The organism is Metabacillus sp. KJ11-3 (assembly GCF_055808295.1).
Genome location: NZ_CM147865.1, coordinates 684,970 through 706,766, shown reverse-complemented (window position 1 = coordinate 706,766; position 21,797 = coordinate 684,970). Strand labels below are relative to the sequence as shown.

Below are 21,797 nucleotides of genomic sequence, written 5' to 3'. Positions count from 1 at the left end.
ACTCCTATTTTTCTAAAGGGGTATTCCCCAAAATATCTATTTCCCTTATTGGTGTACTTATTTCCCTTCAACTACTACAGATTGGTCTTGTAGAAATGTAAGTTTTCCACCATAGGTTTTTTGCAGATTATCGATTGTAAATGTCTCTTTCGTTGGGCCAAAAGCAATCTTTCTCATGTTTAATAGAAGAACCCAATCAAAGTACTCTCCTACCGTTTGTAAATCATGATGAACAACGAGAACAGTCTTGCCCTTAGCTTTTAATTCATTTAACAAAGCGATGATCGCCTTCTCAGTTGCTGCATCTACTCCTACAAACGGTTCATCCATAAAGTAAACATCAGCATCCTGTGCTAAAGCTCTTGCTAAAAATACCCTTTGTTGTTGCCCGCCCGAAAGCTGGCTTATTTGCCGATTTTCAAATTCAAGCATTCCTACTTTTTTTAAACACTCTTTTGCAAAGTCTACATCCTTTTTACCTGGACGTTTAAACCAACCGACATGCCCATATCTCCCCATTAGTACAACATCAAGGGCATCGGTTGGAAAGTCCCAATCAACAGAGCCACGCTGCGGAACATATCCTACGCGTTTACGCTGCTTTTTATATTGTTCACCAAAGATATTCACTTCACCGGATGCACTTGGGATTAAGCCTAAGACCCCTTTAATTAAGGTTGATTTACCGGCCCCGTTAGGCCCGATAATTCCAATTAATTTTCCTTCAGGAACTTCAAAAGTTACTTCCTGTAAAACAGGTTTTTGGTGATAAGCTATTGTTAAATTTTCAACTGTAACAGGATTCATCCATCACACCAACCTTACTTTTCATATTCATAGAATAATCGTTTATCTACATATCTAGTAAAAATACAACGATAGCTAAGAATAGATGCAAACCTGTCCTTAGCTACATGCTCTTTTTTTATTTTAAAGAAGATACAATCGTGTCAACATTATGTTTGAACATACCGATGTATGTTCCCTCTTCTGTTCCTTCCTCGCCCATTGCATCAGAGAAAAGTTCACCACCAATGACAACTTCGTGACCTTGTTTTTTTGCACCTTCTACTACAGCACTAATTGACTTTTCCGATATACTACTTTCAATGAAGACTGCTTTGATATTTCCTTCAACCAATGTATCAACTAGACCTTGAACATCTTTTAATCCATATTCTGCGTCAGTACTTAGTCCTTGTAACCCCCTTACTTCTAAACCATATGCGTGGCCAAAATAGGCAAATGCATCATGTGCTGTTACAAGCACACGGCTTTCTTCAGGGATTGATTGGATTTGTTGTTTTGCATATTGATCCATTTCTTCTAATTCTTGTTTGTAATTTGCTGCATTTTCTTTAAATAATTCTTCATTTTCCGGAGAATGCTTTGTTAATTCTTCCTCTACAGAATCAACAGCATGAATCCAAGCTTGGATATTAAACCAAACGTGTGGGTCGTGAGCGTTTGAATCATCATCTGCTGTTAGAAGCATATCCTCTGGAATTGTTTCCCCAACAGCTACTATTGTTTTATCTTCTGACATTTTTTCAAATATCTCACCCATCTTACCTTCTAGATGAAGCCCATTATAAAAAATCATGTCAGCATCATTTAGTTTTTTAATATCACCTTGAGAAGCTTGGTAGAGGTGTGGATCAACTCCTGGCCCCATTAATGAAGTCACTTCTACTTGATCTCCACCTACATTTTTGACTACATCTGCAACTTGACCTGTTGTGGTTGTCACTTGGATTGTTCCCCTAGAATTTCCATCGTTTGAATCTCCACTTGTTTGACCACTGCCACATGCCGTTAATAGAAATACTGTTAAAATACTAATTCCTACACCTGCCAACCATTTTTTCACCTTTTTCTCCTCCATTCACTTTTTTTGGTGAAACATTAGAACTTCTCCTAGGTCAAAAGTAGTCTATGTTGTTTTTTAGGATGCGTGCCATTTTTTTTGCTTTTCTCACCTTTTATTCGTACAACTAAAAAAGTTTCCTTAATGCAACAATAAAACATTATAAAATTTATGTCAACTGTGTTTTCTCGATTAGAAAAACACAATTTCCCACCAAGAATGGTGGAAGTTGATGATTTTCCTTATGCTTAATGTTTATTTTTTTATCAGTACAAAAAAAGGATAACTCCCTATTATGATGATAGGCCAGTTATCCTAAATGAGCAGAAAGAGAAACTTCAATTATATGATTTGTTTTTCTTTCAGTGTAAAGTATACGGTTTTAAAGGAATTTTTTAAAATCGTGATTTTCCATTTATACAGTCAATTCATAAATGAAAATCAGTTTTTCACTTAGATAAAATTCAATTTTAGAAATATAAAAGTCTATTTTGTTAGTGTAGTTACTGAAGAGGTGTATTTCTTTAAAACTTCTCTGTTAATATCAAAGCCTATTCCCGGTCTGGCAGGGACAGGAATTTTGCCTTTTACTGTTTTTATTTCCGGTAAAACGATATCTTGTTCCCAATATCTGGAGAATGATGAGATGTCACCTGGAATTGTAAAGTTTGGTAATGATGCTAACGCAATATTGTGTGCACGGGATATACTTGTCTCCAACATTCCGCCACACCACACGGAAATTCCATTTTCCTGGCATAAATCATGAATTTTCTTTGATTCTGTTAATCCACCGACACGACCAGGTTTAATGTTCATTATTTTACAGCTGCCAAGTTCAATTGCTTTTCTCGCATCTTCACTTGTTACTATGCTTTCATCTAAACAAATTGGAGTCGTTATTTTCTCTTGAAGCTTTGCATGATCAATAATATCATCTGCTGCCAAAGGCTGTTCAATCATCATTAAATTAAACTGATCAAGCTCTTTTAAGTGATCAAGATCATCTAACGTATAAGCTGAATTGGCATCAGCCATTAATGGAAGATCTGGAAACGTCTTTCGGATTTCTTGCAATAGCTGAATGTCCTGTGCAGGTGAAATCTTTATTTTAAATCGTTTGTATCCCTCTTCATGGTAACGGGAAATTTGGTCAATCATACTTGAAATTGAAGTAATACCAACGACAACTCCACATTCTATCTCGCTTCTTGACCCTCCTAAAGCGGATGATAAAGAGATGTTTTTCTTTTTAGCATAAATATCCCATATGGCTCCTTCGAGAGAAGCTTTGGCCATTTGATTTCGTTTCACTTTATGAAAAATGAACTGCAGTTCCTCGGGATGTTCAAATGTTTGAGAAATTGTTAAGGGAACCAAAATATCTTTTAACAGATGAAAACATGTTGAAGTCGTTTCCTCTGTATACCAGGGAGTTGAAAATGCTACTACTTCTCCCCATCCGCTTATTCCGTCAGAATCCATAACCTCTACTAATATACTGTCACGGTCTGTTACATGGCCTATGCTTGATGTAAATGGGGTTTTTAACGATTGCGTAATATGGTGTAGTGTTACTTTTTCTATTTTGATCATTTCAAAAATCCTTTTAATTTTCTTCTCAATAGTTTATTTGAAGCATTTCTTGGCAGTTCATCCAAAAATGTAATCCCCTTAGGTACTTTATAGCGTGCAAGATGGTTTTGACAGTACATTAAAAGTTGATCATGACTAATCGTCCTATTTGAAACAATAAAAGCATATGGAACTTGTCCCCATTTCTCATCATCAATTCCTATAACTCCGGCATCAACAACTGCTTGATGTGATAATAAAACATTTTCGATTTCTGCAGGATAAACATTTTCGCCACCTGATATGATTAAATCTGATCGTCTGTCCAGTACAAATAAAAACCCGTCTTCATCAATGTAACCTTGGTCACCAGTATGAAACCAACCTTCTGTAAATGCCTTTTGGGTGGCTTCTTCATGCTTCCAATAGCCTTTTGTGATATTTGGACCCTTTACAAGGATTTCTCCTTCTTCATATGCGGAACAGTCTTCCCCATCTTTTATTATTTTCATTTGACAGGAAAACAATGGTTTACCAGCTGAACCCAGCTTTTTAATACTGTATTCAGGTGAAAGTGTAACAATTTGTGATGCTGTCTCTGTCATCCCATATGTTTGAAAGACTGGAATTTTCCTTTCAATGGCCTTTTCAAGCACTCCTCTTGGAACTGGTCCTCCCCCTGCTAACATACAGCGAAAAGTTTCTGGATATTTTTCATTGCCTAACTTATCCAGCATTTGGTTAAGCATTGTGGTAACGACAGATACAATTGTTACTCCATCTTCCATAATTGCGCGATTCATTTTTTCCGCATTAAATCGTTCGAACAATACAATTCCAATGCCATAAATCACACTTCGAAACAAAATAGATAACCCGCTAATATGAAACAAAGGCACAGACAATAACCAACGGTCATCCGAATTAATGCCAAGGTTGAGGGCAGAGCCAATTGAACTTGACCAATGATTCCCAAAAGTTTGCATAACACCTTTTGGATGACCTGTTGTTCCCGAGGTATACATAATCGTTGCGACTTGATCTGTTGTATACCCTTCAGGTAAATAATCAATTTCCAGGCTATTTTTATTATGTAATTTCTCAACGATTATTACATTTATCTCTTCATCAACTTGAAATAAAAATTCCTCATGACATATTAAATGCTTTGCCTCAACATCTGACAGTTGCCACACAATTTCCTTCCTAGTTAGCCGGTTATTTAATAAAACAGCTACAGCACCTATAGAGAAAATAGCATGAATAATCTCAATCATCTCAACACTGTTTTTCATTAATACTCCAACATGGTCACCTTTTTTCACATTTAACGATATTAATTGATTTATTTGTAGTTGAACACGTTGATATAGCTCACGAAAAGTCAAATCAACTTCATCTGTTTTGATAGCTAAACGATCAGGAGTAAGTTCAGCCCGCTGCTTTAACCAATTAGGATAGGATTGATTCATAAAATTACCTCCTATAATGAAAAAAGCTTGATGAGATAAAAATCATCAAGCTGTTTCAGTAAAATATTGCTTAAGGAAAACGCGGGAATTGCTTAAAGTCTGGAGAGCGTTTTTCTTTAAATGCGTCACGACCTTCTTTTGCTTCATCAGTCGTATAATAAAGTAACGTTGCATCCCCGGCAAATTGTTGAATACCAGCCAGTCCATCTGTATCAGCATTAAATGCTGCTTTTAAGAAACGAATAGCTGTTGGGCTTTTTTCTAAGATTTCCTCACACCATTTTACTGTTTCTTCTTCTAATTGCTCAAGAGGAACGACTGTATTAACTAGTCCCATATCCATTGCTTCTTGTGCATTGTATTGTCTGCACAGGTACCAAATTTCACGCGCTTTTTTATGCCCTACGATACGTGCAAGATATCCTGAACCATATCCAGCATCAAAGCTTCCCACTTTAGGGCCTGTTTGTCCGAACACAGCATTGTCAGCTGCAATTGTTAAGTCACAAACAATATGGAGTACATGTCCACCACCGATTGCATAACCTGCTACCATCGCAATAACTGGTTTTGGAATAACACGGATTAAACGTTGTAAATCAAGAACATTTAAGCGTGGAATTTGGTCATCACCAACATACCCGCCATGTCCACGGACTTTCTGATCTCCACCAGAACAGAACGCTTTTCCACCTTCACCTGTTAAAATAATAACCCCTACATTTTCGTCATCACGTGCATATGCAAATGCATCAATTAATTCCATAACTGTTTTTGGAGTAAATGCATTATGTACATGTGGACGATTAATTGAGATTTTTGCAATTCCATTATATGTTTGATAGATAATTTCTTCATACTTACGTTCTGTCACCCATTCAATTGCCATGTTTATAGCCTCCTAGTTTAAAGATTGTCCTCGTTTAAGAACTCAATTACTATTTTACCAAAAATTCGCGGTTGTTCTACATGAATTGCATGTCCCGCTTGATTAATTTGCTTTAAAACAGAAAATGGTAATCTTTCATGCATTCTTTTAGCTATCTCACAAAACTTTTGATCCAATTCACCACAGAGAAGTAAAACTGTAATATGGAGATTTGTCAATTCATCCCACCATGATGGTTGAGAGCCTGTCCCCATTCCAAGAAGACTATTAGATAAGCCTATCTCACTATTCAATAATCGCTGTTTTCTCAACTTGTTTTTTTGCGAATCTGACATCATCATTTGCGAGGAAAAAAGCGGGATTTTCTCCCACTTATCAACAAAGCGGGAAATTCCCCCTCTTACTATTTCATCAGCAAGAGCTTGATCAGATTGGATACGGTGGTTTCTTTCTTCGTAAGTGATCAATCCTGGTGAACTGCTTTCCAATACAAGTTTTTTGACACGATGAGGGTATAATACAGCAAGAGACAAAGCTAATCTACCTCCCATAGAATACCCCACAATATGTGTCTTATCGATAGCCAAACGATTAAAAATCTCTATGATATCCTCAACTACTTCTTCCATTTTATATCTTAACGGATCTGATGGATGATCTGTTTTTCCATGTCCAAGGATATCAATGAAGATTAATTGATACTCGCGAAAGTCATTTGTAAGGTGTTGCCAACTCAAAGAAGAACCTGTAAAGCCATGCAAAAAAACTAGTGGCTCTCCCTTCCCCACAATTTCAACATGGTATGAAACGCCTCTTATTTTCATTGTTTCAACACTTTTCTTATTTCCTGGGAAACATGATCTAACAATTCCCGATGAATATTGACACGGGTCGTGCGATCTGTCTCGATTTCAATCACCTTTAGGCCTCTATTTGACCATTTATCCTGAAAATACGTATGCAATTCATCCCAGCTATTAATTTTTTCATACTCTCCTTGATACATTTCAACAACTTTAGAAAAATCGATGCCAATTGGTGTTCCATATAATGTTTCGAAATGCTTTTCTTCTTTCGATTGAGGAAGAAAAGAGAAAATTCCTCCACCATCATTGTTTACCAATATAATGGTTAAATCAAGATTGTTCATCTTGGCGGCCAGTAAACCATTGAAATCATGAAAGAATGATAAATCTCCTATTAAAAGAAAAGCAGGTTCTGTTGAAGCAGCACTAATACCTAGGGCAGTAGATACAACACCATCAATTCCATTTGCTCCCCTGTTTGCGAGAATACTTATCTCTTTATCCGTATTCCTAAAAAATGTATCAACATCCCTAATTGGCATACTACTCCCAACAACTAGACGACTACCATCAGGAAGAACATGCTGAAGCTCCCTTACAATCTTTCCTTCAAATAAGCCATCGATATGCCCCAGCTCATGCCCAATCATATCTTGAAAAATAGTATTAGAAAGAATCCAGTCATCATAGAACGAATTTGAAACACATTCTTCTAAGGTCTCAGATAAATCCTCACAGAATTTAGTATGATTGCAAACAATCATATGGGCAGCATTTAATGTAGGATCACGATATTCCTCACTTGGATCAACAATAATCTGTGTGATATCCGGATTATTTTTCAGCATTAGCATCAATGGCTTGGAAACAGGCATAGGTCCAAAACGAATAATAAGTTCAGGCTTAAGAATATTGATTATTTCAGGATCTTTCAAAATAGAATCATATCCCTCAATTATTCCCTGTTTATCACTTTTACCAGATCGTAATTGAGAGAGAGGATCCGCCAAGATAGGGTATTTCAGCTTACGGGACAATTCTTTAACAGCTGTAGTAAATTCGGGATCATTTTGTTCTGCACAAATGATGAGCCCCTTTGCTATACCCTTCATGATATCTGCAATATCCTTTATTTGACTTTTTGCTAGTTGTGGTAAACCTTGTATCGTATGTAAATAACTTGGTCTGTCATCTTCTGCTTCCCACAGATTTGGCAGACTTAAATTCGGAATTAAAGGTTCTCTAAATGGAAAATTCAGATGCACAACACCTGCAGGATATGATGCAGAAATCGCAAATGCTCTGCCAGCTATCGTTCTGACATACCGATACATCCCAACTTCTTCTTCAGGCAATGCGACATCAACAAACCATTTTGGGTAATGACCATACATTTGAACCTGATCAATCGCTTGAGGAGCCCCCACGTCCCGTAACTCATGCGGTCTATCAGCTGTTAAAACAATTAAGGGAACTCTTGCGTAACGGGCTTCAACGATAGCCGGATAGTAGTTAGCCGCTGCCGTTCCAGATGTGCAAACAAGCACAACAGGCTTTTTCTTTTCCTTAGCTAAACCAAGGGCAAAAAAACCTGCTGATCTTTCATCAATATTCATGTAACAAGAAAGTTTAGGATGCTCTGCCATTAACATGGCTAATGGAGTAGAGCGAGAACCAGGGCTAATCACCGCCTTGTTAACTCCTAAGCGTGTTAATTCATCAACAAAACTAGCGACAAATCTTGTTAGGGAATCACTAGTCTTCATTCACAACGCCTCCTAGTGCAGACATCATAGGTTTTAGTTTTATTTTTGTCTCAAGATATTCAGATTTTGGATCCGATTCTTCAACAATTCCGCATCCGGCAAAAAGGGCTGCATTTTGTCCCTCCAACAATCCGGATCGAAGAGCAACAACAAATTCACCATTGTCTTCATGATCAATCCAACCTAATGGACCGGCATACCAGCCACGATGCATCGGCTCTAATTCCCTAATCTTCTCAATAGCCTTCCATTTTGGGAACCCTCCTAACGCCGGAGTTGGATGGAGTTTCTCTACCATAGATAAGAAAGAATAACCTTCTCTTGCATAACCCTTAACAGGAGTAAAAAGATGCTGGATATTTTTCGATTTAAATAAAGCAGGCGACTTTGGCGTGATAACGTCAAAGCAGCAACTTTCTATAGCAGATTTTATCATTTTTACAACGATCGTATGCTCCAGTAAATTTTTATCATCATGTAATAATTGCTGTCCTAACTTATGATCCTCTTGTTCTGTTTTTCCTCTTTTGATTGAACCTGCCAGACAAGTCGAGAGAACTTCATTGTCTTTCTTTTTAATTAATCTTTCAGGTGTTGCTCCGACAAAATGTTGAGGTCCGTTTTCAAACTCAAAAATATAACTGGTTGGCTGTTCCTGTTGTAAGTTGTAGATGACTTGATACGGGTTAATTTTGTCTGAAAACTTGAGGTGAACCTCTCGTGCAAGCACCACTTTATCCATTTCTTTTGACTTTATATTGTTTGTTGCCTTTTGAATGGCTTTTAGCCACTCCGATGTTTTATATTCAATGGTTGAGAATTCGTTACCTTTTTCACAATCTAATTGATAAGGAAGAGCCGAACTAAATTCAAATGAACGTTCAAAATGTTTAAGACACGTCGTGAGTTCATCATGAGGTGTGACCAGTTTATTTATCGTTATATAGCTTTTCTGATCAATAACAGAAAGCATATGTTTAGGTAACACAAATTTTGCTTCTGAGAAATTATTCCATAGTAGACTTTTTTCTTTAAGCGGGTCAAATGAAAAGCCACCAAATAAGATAGGTCCTATACCAACTTGATTTGTTTCATTCGATACAACTACTTTTCTAAAGCGCTTCCATTCTTTTTCTATATCCTGAAAACGTTCTTTATTTGTCAGATTATTTTCAATTACCAATTCATTTCCTAATCCTACCATTGTGAAATCACGGTTAGGCGTTGACCAAAAATATCGCTCTCCAAGGAAAAGATCTTCACCGGAAGCAAAGAAATGAAGGGGGTCTATTGCGTCCACTTCTTTAATGCAGCTGACGATTACTGATTGTTTCGTTCGCTTTGCATCTTCCAATGCCTGTTGAATGAATTCTTTTAATGTATGGTCCAAAGTAGTTATCAATCTTATCCCCCCGACACCAAAAATTGCTTATATTAAGATACACCTAGCTAGAAGGTGTGTCAATAGGTTAACCCTGTACTAACCTTATTATATATCTTGATGTACAAGATTAAAATGAAAACGTCTCAGATGAGCATTCATTTTAAAGGTACAACTGGTAAAATAAGGCCCTTTGTTATTTTTTTAAGTATTCTTGATGAAATTTTTTACAATCATGTTTTTCTTTTTACTGTCCATAATAGGTATAGAACCATTTCATCAAGGAAGGAGCGTGGATGGTATGCTAAGTTCACAACAAGTAGAAACCTTCCGTTCACAGCTTACGCAAATGAAAAAGGAAATTGACGAGCGTTTTGAAATGAATGGACATTTTGGATTAGAAGAAGGTCATTTTCATGAATCCGTTGGTGAACTATCCAGTTATGATAATCATCCAGGTGATGAGGGAACAGAACTATATGAGAGAGAAAAAGATATCGCACTAAATGAACATACGGAAGAGGAAAAATTAGATATTGAACGAGCGTTACAGAAGATTGAAGATGGAACATATGGAAAATGTGAAGTATGTGGAATTGATATACCCCTGGAACGCCTTGATGCCATACCTACAGCCAGTACTTGTAAGGAGCATGCACCTGAACAAATTGTTTCTCATAACCGTCCGGTTGAGGAAGGTGTTTTAATGCCTCCCTTTGGAAAGTTTGATTATGATGATCAAGATGAAAATGTGGCATTTGATGCAGAAGACGCCTATCAAATTGTAAACAGTTACGGCTCTTCGGAAACACCATCAGATTATAATGATCCACAAGACCATTATAATGATGTCTACATGGAATCAAATGATCCTGATGGATATGTTGAGGATTACGAAAACTTTATTGGAACTGATATTGAAGGAAAAGAAATTACGATCTATCCATCCAATCAGCATCAGCAATATGAAGATATGTTAGATGAAGAAGGTCTAATGACGAGTTTTGGGGATCTGCCTCCATATGAGAAGGACCCATATACTGAGGAAGAAGTATAAACAATAATACCAGTAAAGAGAACAGAAATTGTTCTCTTTTTTGTATGACAAACCTTCTCAACATTCATGTTACATTTCCTTCCAGATTGCTTGCATTTTTCTATCCTTTCATTTTAAATATTGAAATTTCAGAATAAAAAGATATATAATGCCATAAGGAGGATTGATCATATGCATCTATTAGAGAAAATCAGTAAAACAGCAGGAAATACATTCGCCATTTGGGTCATTCTTTTCGCTATGTTGGCCTTTTTTATTCCAGGAGGATTCACATGGATAGCTCCACACATTTCCTTACTACTCGGAATTATTATGTTTGGAATGGGACTGACATTATCATTAAAAGATTTCAAAGCCGTATTTCAAGCACCCAAAAGTGTAATAATTGGAGTGGTAGCTCAGTTCACAATCATGCCTTTATTAGCATTTTTATTAGCAACAATTTTTCAGTTACCACCTGAAGTGGCTGTAGGGGTGATATTAGTAGGATGTTGTCCCGGTGGAACTGCCTCAAATGTTATGACTTTTTTAGCAAAAGGAAATACAGCATTGTCAGTTGCTGTTACATCTATTTCAACCTTACTTGCTCCTATTTTAACACCTGCTCTAACTTTATTATTTGCAAGTAAATGGCTCCCGGTATCAGCTGGCTCGCTATTTTTATCTATTGTTCAAATTGTACTTGTTCCAATCATTTTAGGAATTATTGTTAATTTATTATTTAAAAAGCAAGTTGAAAAAAGTATTTCAGTTTTACCACTTATCTCTGTTATCGGGATTGTTGCGGTTGCCTCAGCAGTTGTAGCAGTGAATTCAGCTAAGATCGCTGAAACAGGCTTATTAATCTTCTCCATCGTTGTCTTACACAATGGATTGGGTTTACTAATAGGTTTCTTATTAGCAAAAGCATTAAAATTAAATTTTGCGGATCAAAAAGCTGTCTCAATTGAAGTAGGAATGCAAAATTCAGGTCTTGGTGCCGCTTTAGCAGTTGCTCATTTCTCACCGCTTTCGGCAGTACCTAGCGCTATTTTCAGTGTGTGGCATAACATTTCAGGTCCACTCCTCGCTACATGGTGGGGAAAAAGAACCACTAAAGGCAATTCGGAAAATAACGACTCTTCGTTTAAAGCATAGTATTGAAAAGGAGCATTCTTGCTCCTTTTTATTTTTGTATCTTCCAATATTTTCATAACCTAGTAAAATAGAAGATGAATAAAAAAATATACTGTTCTTTACATATGGAGGGAATTCTAGTGAACGCTCATGAAATTGATTATATTTTGCATGGCGATGATATGCAGTGTGTTGAAATTGAGTTAGATCCAAATGAAAGTGTTGTTGCTGAAGCTGGTGGAATGATGATGATGGAAGATGGCATCGACATGGAAACCATTTTTGGAGATGGAGATAATAGCCAAAAAGGCTTTTTAGGCAAGCTTGTTGGTGCCGGTAAACGGGTTCTTACCGGTGAGAGTTTGTTTATGACAGTGTTCACAAACAAAGGAGTGGGCAAAAAAAGAGTGTCGTTTGCCGCCCCTTATCCTGGAAAAATTATCCCTGTTGACCTAAGTGAAATGGGTGGAAAAGTCATATGTCAAAAAGACTCCTTCCTATGTGCAGCAAAAGGTGTTTCTATTGGAATAGACTTCCAGAAAAAGCTGGGTACAGGGTTCTTTGGTGGAGAAGGCTTCATCATGCAAAAACTCGAGGGTGATGGCTTAGCATTTATGCATGCTGGTGGTACAATTATACGCCGTGACCTGCAACCGGGTGAAAAATTACGAATTGATACAGGTTGTTTAGTAGCACTTACAAAGGAAGTTGACTATAATATCGAATTTGTTGGAAAAGTTAAAACGGCATTTTTTGGTGGAGAAGGATTGTTCTTTGCAACAGTCCAAGGTCCTGGGACTGTTTGGATTCAAACGCTACCATTCAGCCGACTTGCAGATCGTGTTATCGCAAGTGCACCTTCTGCTGGCGGTGGAGATTCACGTGGTGAAGGCAGCATTCTTGGGGGATTAGGCCGCTTATTAGATGGGGATTGATGGGAAAGGCGCTGGAACTGGACGCCGACACTAAGTACAAGGTTTGTACTTATTTACCTGATAATAACATGCAAAAAGGTGCTGACATGCAGCACCTTTTTTTCGTTTAGAAACCATAAAATTCTTTGAACTGTGGATAAGCGCTCGACATCCAGCTCCAGCGCCTAGCCCCGAAGCACAGGACGTGCAAGTGCAGTCATTGCGACAGGATGTCGCGTTATTGACTGCCTCTAGGGTCTAGACGCAAATGAATTGAAGACAAAGAACGTCTCCTATTTATTTGCCCGAGGCTGATCAAGGCGCTTGCGCTTTTGTTCTTACATTTTTACTCCGATAGACTCAATGTTCCAAATACCGTCAGCATAATTTTGTATTGTCCGGTCACTCGAGAAAAAGCCTGAGTGTGCTACATTAATAAGTGCCTGTTCAAGCCATTTTCCTCTATCTTGATAGGCCGTACCAACCTTTTCCTGAATATCTATATATGAAGCAAAATCACGTAATACAAAGTATTGATCATTTTGCACAAGTAAGGAATCTGCGATTGCTTCAAATTCTCCTTCATCCTCAGAAAAGAAACCATTCGTTAATTGGTCAATGACCTGTCTAATTCGTAAATCATGATGATAATATTCCATTGAACGATATCGTCCATTTTCTTCATATTTGAGTACTTCAGGGGCTGTTAATCCAAATGTAAAAATATTACCTTCCCCGATTTCCTCCATGATTTCAATATTTGCACCATCCAATGTCCCGACAGTTAAAGCTCCGTTCATCATGAACTTCATATTTCCTGTTCCTGAAGCTTCCTTACTAGCAGTTGATATTTGCTCACTCACATCTGCCGCCGGAAAAATATCCTCAGCAAGAGAAACACGATAATTCTCCATAAACACAACTTTAATAGTCTGCGAGACTCTCGGGTCATTATTCACTTTTTCTGCCAGTGAGTGAATAAGCTTAATAATTTTTTTTGCATAATAGTACGTAGGTGAAGCCTTGGCTCCAAAAATAAACGTGCGTGGTTGAATTGAATAATTTGCATCCTCTTTTAAGCGGTTATATAAATACATAATATGCAATACATTTAGGAGCTGCCTTTTATAAGCATGAAGCCTCTTAACCTGAACATCAAAAATCGAATCAATATCAACTTGAATTCCGTTTTTATCAGCTATTTTTTTCGCAAGGATTTCTTTGCGCTTTCTTTTCACCTGTGCAAATCGTTCCTTTAGTTCAGGATGATAGATATGTCTTTTTAAATCTATTAATTTCTCAGGTTGTTTTATCCAATCCTCACCAATTGTATCGTTTATTAATGATGTTAGCTCAGGGTTTGCCTTTAGCAGCCATCTGCGGTGAGTAATTCCATTCGTTTTATTGTTAAACTTTGTGGGATAAACCTCATAAAATGATTTCATTTCTCTGTTTTTCAGAATGTCAGAATGGATTTTAGCTACACCATTGATACTGTTACTTCCAACTATAGCAAGATGTGCCATCTTCACTAATCCATGTGCAATGATGGCCATATGTTCAATCCGCCCCCACTCTCCGGGATAACGATCCCAGAGCTCTGCACAAAATCTTTCATTTATTTCTTCAATAATCATATAAATTCTCGGCAACAATGGTTTAAATAAATATATTGGCCATTTTTCTAATGCTTCTGCCAAAATTGTATGATTCGTATATGATACTGTGTTTGTTGTGATATGCCAGGCATCTTCCCATGATAAATCTTCTTGGTCCATAAGAATTCTCATTAACTCAGGGACCGCCATAGCAGGATGAGTATCATTAATATGAATGGCTACATACTGATGAAGGTCTCTTATATTTGAGTTTTCTTTTTTATAAGATTTAACGATACTTTGAAGACTTGAAGAAACAAGAAAATACTGTTGTTTTAAACGAAGTATCTTTCCTTCATCATGAGTATCATCCGGATATAAAAAGTCGGTAATCGCCTCTGTTTCACGCTTGTATGATAAGACATCCTGATTTGGTCCGAAAGAAGCCGGTTCAGCATTCCAAAGTCTTAATGTATTCACTGTGTCGACTCTATACCCTACAACAGGCATATCATACGGAACTGCTAAAACTTTTTGATCTGCAACATGCCTAAAAGAAAGTGTCCCATCATCAACAGCTGTCTCAATACTTCCCCAGAAGGATATTTCAACTGCTTCATCAGGTTTTCTCACTTCCCATACATTCCCATGTCTTAACCATTGTTCTGGCAGCTCAACCTGATAACCATCAACAATTTTTTGATCGAATAGACCATGCTTATATCGGATTCCATATCCATGACCAGGAAGATTTAATGTTGCGAGAGAATCCAGGAAACATGCTGCAAGCCTTCCCAAGCCACCATTTCCAAGTGCTGGATCTGATTCACATTCTTCAATTTCCTTTAAGCAAATGTTTAGATCATTTAATCCTTCTTCTACTATTTCTTTTATTCCTAGGTTTAAAAGATTTTGACCTAACAAACGTCCCAATAAAAATTCAATTGATAAGTAATACACTTGTTTTTTGTTTTCTGATCGATACAATTCATTTGTTTCAATCCACTTTGAACTAATGTATTCTCTCACCATATTCCCTAATGTATGGTATTGATCACGTTTTGTGGCTTCTTCAAAACCTTTGCCGCACATGCTTTCAAGCCTTTTTAGAAAATTGTCTTTAAAGCTGTCTTTACTAGAGAACATGACTTTCACTCCTAGTCATTAAACCAGCATAGAGCCGGTCATACTTTAATGCAGATCTTCCCCAACTATAATCCTGTGTCATGGCTGTCTTGACAATACGTTTCCATACTTCCTCTTGTTGGTAGAATACAATAGCTCTATTAATGGTGAAGAGCATATCATGTGCATTAAAATTCCTAAATGTAAACCCATTTCCTTCGCCACTATCTTCCCGATATGAGGTCACAGTATCATTTAAGCCACCAGTTTCTCTAACGATTGGAATTGTTCCATACCTTAAGGCGATTAATTGTCCTAACCCACACGGCTCAAATTTTGACGGCATGAGAAAAAGGTCCGAGCCTGCATATATTTGATGTGCAAGCACTTCATCAAAACCTATGTATGCCTTAAACTTAGAGGGGTATATCCATTCCATATGTCTGAAATAATCCTCAAAAGCCTTATCACCGGTTCCAAGCACGATAACTTGAACATCCTGACTTAGCACTTCGTCAAGTACTCGTTTGACTAAATCAAGGCCCTTTTGCTTCGTTAATCTTGTCACCATTGAAATAATTGGTGCTGATTCATTTTCTGGCAATCCCAATCTCTTTTGAAGCGCTAATTTATTTTTCATTTTTTTAGTTAAAGTGTCTACACTATATGCCACTGTAATATTTTGATCAGTCTCAGGGTTGTATAGTTTATCATCTATTCCATTTACAATTCCCAATAATTTTTCATGATGAGATCGCAATAATCCATCCAAATTTTCTCCGTAATAAGCTGTTTGTATTTCATCTTTATATGTTGGACTAACAGTCGTAATGAAATCTGCTGAATGAATTGCACCTTTCATAAAACTAATATTTCCGTGAAACTCTAAATCATAAAAATGCTCATCTCCCAAATTCAAGAGTTCACCAAGTACACTATATGGAAATATACCTTGAAATTGAAGATTATGGATCGTAAATATGGTTTTGATATCTCTATACAAATCCTGCTCAAGATAATCTACTTTTAACAAATAACTAATCATGCCCGTGTGCCAGTCGTGTGAATGGATGATATCCGGCTTGAAGTCAATCACCTTCAGTGCTTCTAAGACACCTCGACAAAAAAATGAAAAACGTTCAGCATCATCATAGTGTCCATATAATGAATCACGATAAAAATAATATTCATGATCTAAAAAATAATACGTAATTCCTTCATATTCCAAGGTTTCAATTCCACAATATTGCTGTCTCCAACCAACTGGAACCTTTAATTCCTCTACTTTTGTCATGGCATCTCGATATGTTTCTGATATTAAGCTATATTTAGGTAAAATAACTCTTACATCATTTCCTAGCTTTACTAATTCCTTTGGCAATGCACCTGCAACATCAGCTAATCCTCCTGATTTTACAAACGGTACACATTCTGATACAGCAAATAATAGGTTCACGAGTTCATCATCGCTCCTTGAATGGTTCTTTTTCTTAAAATAGTCGGGGCACTGGTCGTACCTGTTATATTTGAATAATCTAGAATCTTTACGTCTTTATCTGTAATGATATTTTCTAAGAAACAATGATTCCCAATCTGTGTCTTCTGCATAATCACACTATTCTTCACAACTGTATCTTTTCCAATATGGACACCTCTAAAAATAATACTGTTTTCGACATGTCCTTCTATTCTGCAACCATTGGCAATTAATGAATTCTTAACCATTGCACCTTTACCATATTTAGTTGGCGGCTCATCTTTTGCTTTCGTTAAAATTGGACGGTTCTTGGTGAAAATTTCATTCCAAATTGTTGGGTTTAGCATATCCATACTATGTTTATAGTAATTTTCCATAGAGTCAATAACCGCTGCATATCCCTGGAATTCATAATCACATATTGTCCAATGATGATGGTTTTCTTCAATTACTTCAGCTAGTGTTTTACACCCTGTTTTTTCTTTATCATGAATAAGATCAATAAGAAGTCTTGTTGACATAATATACATTTGCAAAGGCTTTCCATCTTTACGAACCTCGGTAATGTCACATCCATTATTGAGATGTCGCTTTAATACCTGTTGGAAGTCAATGTTACAAACCGTATAGCTGTTTGTTATGACCGCATATTCCTGTGTGCTTCTTAAAAAGAAATCAATATGATCTGAGAATTGACGAAATGATCCGAATTCATCATACTCGTTGTGCAGATGTGGTGATGGAAAGAAAAATAATCCATCTTTCTTTCGATTAAGATCCCACTGTTTACCAGACCCTAGATGATCCATCAATGAACGGTAAGAATATTTCGGAAAGATTGCAACACTCTCAATCTCAGAATTCACCATATTTGAGAGAACAAAATCAATTAACCGATATCTGCTTGCAAAAGGTACTGCTGCTAATGAACGATGGTTGGTTAAGTCTTCAATTTCCGGTTTATGTGCTGTAGCATCAATAATTCCCAATAATTTGTTGCTCATATCAAAAACTCCCCTTTGTAGAAATAGGTTTGCTTATCCATCATGCAGGGTATTAATAAATAGATAAAGACAAGATACTTAATAATTAAAAAGCTCCCTATTCCAAACTATTTTGTCATAATCTCTTAGTTTACTTTGTCCTCTACCATCGCTTTAATTTCTTCTATAATATCTTCTGTTACTAGTAGAATTTCATCTGAGTTCGTATCAGGGCAAATAACCGTTCCATTTGGTATTTCAATGCCGCTTGGTACAATTGCGTTTTCAATAAAAACATTTTCACCGATAACACAATCCGGCATGAGAACAGAATTCTTTACCACTGTATTTTTACCAACAGTAACACCCTGGAATAAGATTGAATGATTAACATTCCCCATAATGACACATCCATCGTTTACAAACGAATCTGTTACAACTGCATCTTCTGAAATAAACTGTGGTGGATGGTTTGAATTAACTGTGTATATTTTCCAATCGCGGTCAAATATATTTAACTCTGAATCATCATTTAGTAAATCCATATTAGCTTCCCATAAACTTTTAACAGTGCCTACATCCTTCCAATACCCTTTAAAAGGATAGGCAATGACATTGCGCTTTTCATCTAGCAACAGCGGAATAATATCTTTTCCAAAATCATGACTTGAATATTGATTTCGTTCGTCCATCTCTAAGTATTCTTTTAAAATAGACCATTTAAAAATATAGATACCCATAGAAGCTAAATTACTTTTTGGGTTAGCTGGTTTTTCATCAAATTCAACTACTTGCATCTTCTCATTTGTATTCATAATGCCAAAACGACTCGCCTCTTCCCAGGGAACCTCTATAACGGAAATTGACGCATCAGCATTTTTTTCAATATGATAGTCTAGCATTTTTGAATAATCCATTTTATAAATGTGATCCCCTGACAAAATTAATACATATTCAGGATCATATTGTTTGATATAGTTTATATTTTGATAGATTGCACTGGCAGTACCTTTATACCATTTCATTTCTGAGGACTCAGAATAAGGGGGCAGAACTGTTACTCCACCATTCTTTCTGTCTAAGTCCCATACACTGCCAATCCCTATATATGAATTCAAAACGAGGGGTTGATACTGTGTTAAGACCCCAACAGTATCAATGCTAGAATTTGTACAATTACTTAGTGTAAAATCGATAATTCTATATTTTCCTCCGAATGGAACAGCCGGCTTTGCCAGATTTTTTGTTAATGAGCTCAATCGGCTCCCCTTACCCCCTGCTAGTAACATTGCGACGCACTGTTTTTTTCCCATGTTTATTCTCCCCTCTTTTTTTGACTGCACGTAGAATAACTGCTCCATATGGTGGAATTGTCATGGAAATATGATAAGGTCTTCCATGAAATTCTTCTTCTACCGCTTTTATATTTTTTGGATTCGTTTGGCCAGACCCTCCAAACTGCATTTCATCACTATTTAAGATCTCTACATACTCTGTATCTACTGGGACTCCGACTTTGTAGTCATGATAAACAACCGGCTTAAAATTCAATACCACGACAAGTAGTTCATTTTCTTTTCTACTTTTCCGAATAAAAGAAAAAATACTTTGTTCCCGGTTATTCACATCAATCCACTCGAATCCTTCATCTGAATGATCTAATTCAAAGAGCGGCTTTTGTTTTGAATAGATAGAAAGAAGTTGCTTAAAATAGACTCTCATTTTATTGTGCATTTCATAATCTTCTAGTACCCAATCTAGTTGCTCTAAGTCTTTCCACTCATCATACTGACCAAACTCACCTCCCATAAATAATAGTTTTTTACCTGGATGTGTAAACATAAATCCATATAGGAGCCTTAATTGGGCAAACTTCTGCCAATAATCACCCGGCATTTTATTCAATAAAGATTTTTTTCCATGGACAACTTCATCATGGGAAAAAGGTAAAATGAAGTTTTCAGAAAAAGCATAAATAAGGGAGAATGTTACTTTATGGTGGAGTTCATTTCTACTCTCTGGAGAGGCCTCCATATAAGATAAAATGTCATTCATCCAACCCATATTCCATTTGTAGTTAAAGCCAAGACCACCAGACGAGGTAGGAGCGGTTACCATTGGCCAATCAGTTGAATCCTCAGCAATCATTAAAATATCCGGATCTTTAATAAAAACTGCTTCATTTAATTTCTTTAAAAAAGAAATGGCATAAGGATTTTCCACTAATTCATTAGAATTTGGCCAATACAACATATTTGCAACAGCATCAACTCTAAAACCGTCAACATGGAAGTACTCAATCCAAAACAATGCATTTGAGATTAGGAAGCTTTGTACCTCAGTTTTTCCTAGATCAAAATTTGCAGTTCCCCATATGTAGTTTTCACGATCATGTTCATTTTCATATTCATATGTTGGTTGCCCATCAAACATATATAGTCCGTGAGCATCTTTACAAAAATGTCCTGGAACCCAATCAATAATGACACCTATATTTTCTTCATGACATGCATTAATAAAATGCATAAGATCCTTTGGTTTTCCAAAACGACTTGTTGCAGAAAAATAACCTGTTCCCTGATACCCCCAAGACCGATCATAAGGATGCTCAATGATTGGTAGAAGTTCAATGTGTGTAAAACCATGTTCCAATACGTATGGTATAAGCATTTCAGATAATTCCTGATAACTGTATAACTCTTTTTCATCATTTAACTTCCAAGAACCTAAATGAACTTCGTATATGGCTAAAGGCCGATCATACGGTTGCCTTTGCCGTTTCCTTCTCTTCCATTTTTGATCAGTCCAATTAAATCCTGTTAAATCAGCTATAACTGATGCAGTGTTTGGTCTTACTTCAGATTGAAAGGCATATGGATCAGCCTTTAATAAAGTTTCGTCACTAGAAGTAATAATTTCATATTTATAAATCTCACCTTCTTCAATTCCTTCAATAAATAAGTTCCATATACCCTCCTCACTCATCTTTTTCATTTGATGATTATTCCTATCCCAGTTGTTAAAATTACCGACTACACTAACTTGTTTTGCATGTGGAGCCCAGACACAAAAAGAAGTACCTTTCTTACCATTTTGCTCTGTAAGATGTGCTCCAAAAACTCGAAAACTTTCAAAAGACTGTCCCTCATGAAATAAATGAATATCGTAGTCTGTTAGAGATGTGACGGTCACTTAAGTCACCCTTTCTCTTATTATTATCTATGCTAAAGATTCAATACTTACAAATGAATCCCTTTAATGAAAACGTTCTTTTTTCCGACATAAACCAACAAGGACTCATGATAATTTTTTTATTATTATTCTTTTAAAATTTAAGAGAAATTTTATATGTTAATAGGATGCACGAGGAAAATAGCTGGTATCCCTGTGATAGGAAAAAATTTAATCATTAGATATAATATCCAAATTCCTTACGAAACCGCTTTAATTAGGAAAAACCACCTAAACACACATGTCATATTATTATATAAATAAAATAGTTTTTTCGACTTTTTGTTGGAATTTGTTGAATTTTTTTCAGGTGAAATAATGGTGTTTTTCTGAATTTATGAAGGATTTTCTGTTAAGGTAAAGAATAATTGAATGAAAAGTAAAATATTTTAGTAAAGCAATATTAGAGGTTTTACCTATAGTTTTTCTATGAAAGATTATATATGAATTTATAGAATAGTAATTTAGGGGGATAAGTTATTCATCGTGTGGATGTAGCTATGCCGGGGTGATGATAATGATTTACCTTTCTTAGAGGCA

At 36.4% G+C, this 21,797-nt stretch carries 16 protein-coding genes; 3 read left to right on the top strand and 13 right to left on the bottom strand.

Features of this window, described 5'->3' with window-relative positions:
- Positions 1–57 precede the first annotated feature (57 nt).
- From AC0L8O_RS03665 to AC0L8O_RS03630, 8 genes are all read right to left on the bottom strand, one after another.
- Positions 58–807: a metal ABC transporter ATP-binding protein gene (locus AC0L8O_RS03665; RefSeq protein WP_473446632.1), complete on the bottom strand. Its 750-nt coding sequence runs from the start codon at positions 805–807 to the stop codon at positions 58–60.
- Positions 808–925: 118 nt separating this feature from the next.
- Positions 926–1,885, bottom strand: a complete 960-nt coding sequence (locus tag AC0L8O_RS03660) for a metal ABC transporter solute-binding protein, Zn/Mn family (protein WP_473446631.1) — start codon at positions 1,883–1,885, stop codon at positions 926–928.
- A gap of 468 nt (positions 1,886–2,353) precedes the next feature.
- Positions 2,354–3,463: an o-succinylbenzoate synthase gene (menC, locus tag AC0L8O_RS03655; protein ID WP_473446629.1), complete on the bottom strand. Its 1,110-nt coding sequence runs from the start codon at positions 3,461–3,463 to the stop codon at positions 2,354–2,356.
- Positions 3,460–4,914, bottom strand: coding sequence for an o-succinylbenzoate--CoA ligase (locus tag AC0L8O_RS03650; RefSeq protein ID WP_473446627.1), 1,455 nt, complete (start codon positions 4,912–4,914; stop codon positions 3,460–3,462). Before AC0L8O_RS03650 ends, menC begins: the two co-directional genes overlap by 4 nt.
- A 70-nt stretch (positions 4,915–4,984) precedes the next feature.
- Entirely contained in the window at positions 4,985–5,803 is an 819-nt protein-coding gene (menB, locus tag AC0L8O_RS03645; RefSeq protein WP_226528399.1) for a 1,4-dihydroxy-2-naphthoyl-CoA synthase, read from the bottom strand.
- A 17-nt stretch (positions 5,804–5,820) separates the two neighbouring features.
- Positions 5,821–6,627 (bottom strand): 2-succinyl-6-hydroxy-2,4-cyclohexadiene-1-carboxylate synthase, encoded by an 807-nt coding sequence (menH, locus tag AC0L8O_RS03640; RefSeq protein WP_473446626.1) that lies wholly within the window; start codon positions 6,625–6,627, stop codon positions 5,821–5,823.
- Positions 6,624–8,375 carry a 2-succinyl-5-enolpyruvyl-6-hydroxy-3-cyclohexene-1-carboxylic-acid synthase gene (gene menD / locus AC0L8O_RS03635; protein ID WP_473446625.1) on the bottom strand — a complete coding sequence of 584 codons (1,752 nt, stop codon included), beginning with the start codon at positions 8,373–8,375 and terminating at the stop codon, positions 6,624–6,626. Before menD ends, menH begins: the two co-directional genes overlap by 4 nt.
- Positions 8,365–9,777, bottom strand: coding sequence for an isochorismate synthase (locus AC0L8O_RS03630; protein WP_473446624.1), 1,413 nt, complete (start codon positions 9,775–9,777; stop codon positions 8,365–8,367). The genes menD and AC0L8O_RS03630 overlap by 11 nt, the downstream gene beginning before the upstream one ends.
- A 280-nt stretch (positions 9,778–10,057) precedes the next feature.
- Here AC0L8O_RS03630 and AC0L8O_RS03625 point away from each other — a divergent pair, with 280 nt between their 5' ends.
- From AC0L8O_RS03625 to AC0L8O_RS03615, 3 genes are all read left to right on the top strand, one after another.
- Positions 10,058–10,813 (top strand): TraR/DksA C4-type zinc finger protein, encoded by a 756-nt coding sequence (locus tag AC0L8O_RS03625; RefSeq protein WP_473446623.1) that lies wholly within the window; start codon positions 10,058–10,060, stop codon positions 10,811–10,813.
- A 171-nt stretch (positions 10,814–10,984) separates the two neighbouring features.
- Entirely contained in the window at positions 10,985–11,950 is a 966-nt protein-coding gene (locus AC0L8O_RS03620; protein WP_026561816.1) for a bile acid:sodium symporter family protein, read from the top strand.
- Between the two features lie 119 nt (positions 11,951–12,069).
- On the top strand, positions 12,070–12,864 hold the full coding sequence (locus AC0L8O_RS03615) for a TIGR00266 family protein (RefSeq protein ID WP_473446622.1): 795 nt from the start codon (positions 12,070–12,072) through the stop codon (positions 12,862–12,864).
- A gap of 317 nt (positions 12,865–13,181) precedes the next feature.
- On the opposite strand, the gene AC0L8O_RS03610 is transcribed toward AC0L8O_RS03615, so the two are convergent.
- The 5 genes from AC0L8O_RS03610 to glgB form a co-directional block, all read right to left on the bottom strand.
- Positions 13,182–15,587, bottom strand: coding sequence for a glycogen/starch/alpha-glucan phosphorylase (locus AC0L8O_RS03610; RefSeq protein WP_473446621.1), 2,406 nt, complete (start codon positions 15,585–15,587; stop codon positions 13,182–13,184).
- Complete coding sequence (gene glgA / locus AC0L8O_RS03605) at positions 15,577–17,022, bottom strand: glycogen synthase GlgA (protein ID WP_473446620.1); 1,446 nt, start codon at positions 17,020–17,022, stop codon at positions 15,577–15,579. The genes AC0L8O_RS03610 and glgA overlap by 11 nt, the downstream gene beginning before the upstream one ends.
- Positions 17,019–18,047, bottom strand: a complete 1,029-nt coding sequence (locus AC0L8O_RS03600) for a GlgC family sugar phosphate nucleotidyltransferase (protein ID WP_473446619.1) — start codon at positions 18,045–18,047, stop codon at positions 17,019–17,021. Before AC0L8O_RS03600 ends, glgA begins: the two co-directional genes overlap by 4 nt.
- Before the next feature lie 125 nt (positions 18,048–18,172).
- Complete coding sequence (locus AC0L8O_RS03595; RefSeq protein WP_026561821.1) at positions 18,173–19,339, bottom strand: glucose-1-phosphate adenylyltransferase; 1,167 nt, start codon at positions 19,337–19,339, stop codon at positions 18,173–18,175.
- A complete protein-coding gene (gene glgB / locus AC0L8O_RS03590) occupies positions 19,296–21,218 on the bottom strand; it encodes a 1,4-alpha-glucan branching enzyme (protein WP_473446618.1) in 1,923 nt (640 codons plus the stop codon). Before glgB ends, AC0L8O_RS03595 begins: the two co-directional genes overlap by 44 nt.
- Between the last annotated feature and the right edge of the window lie 579 nt (positions 21,219–21,797).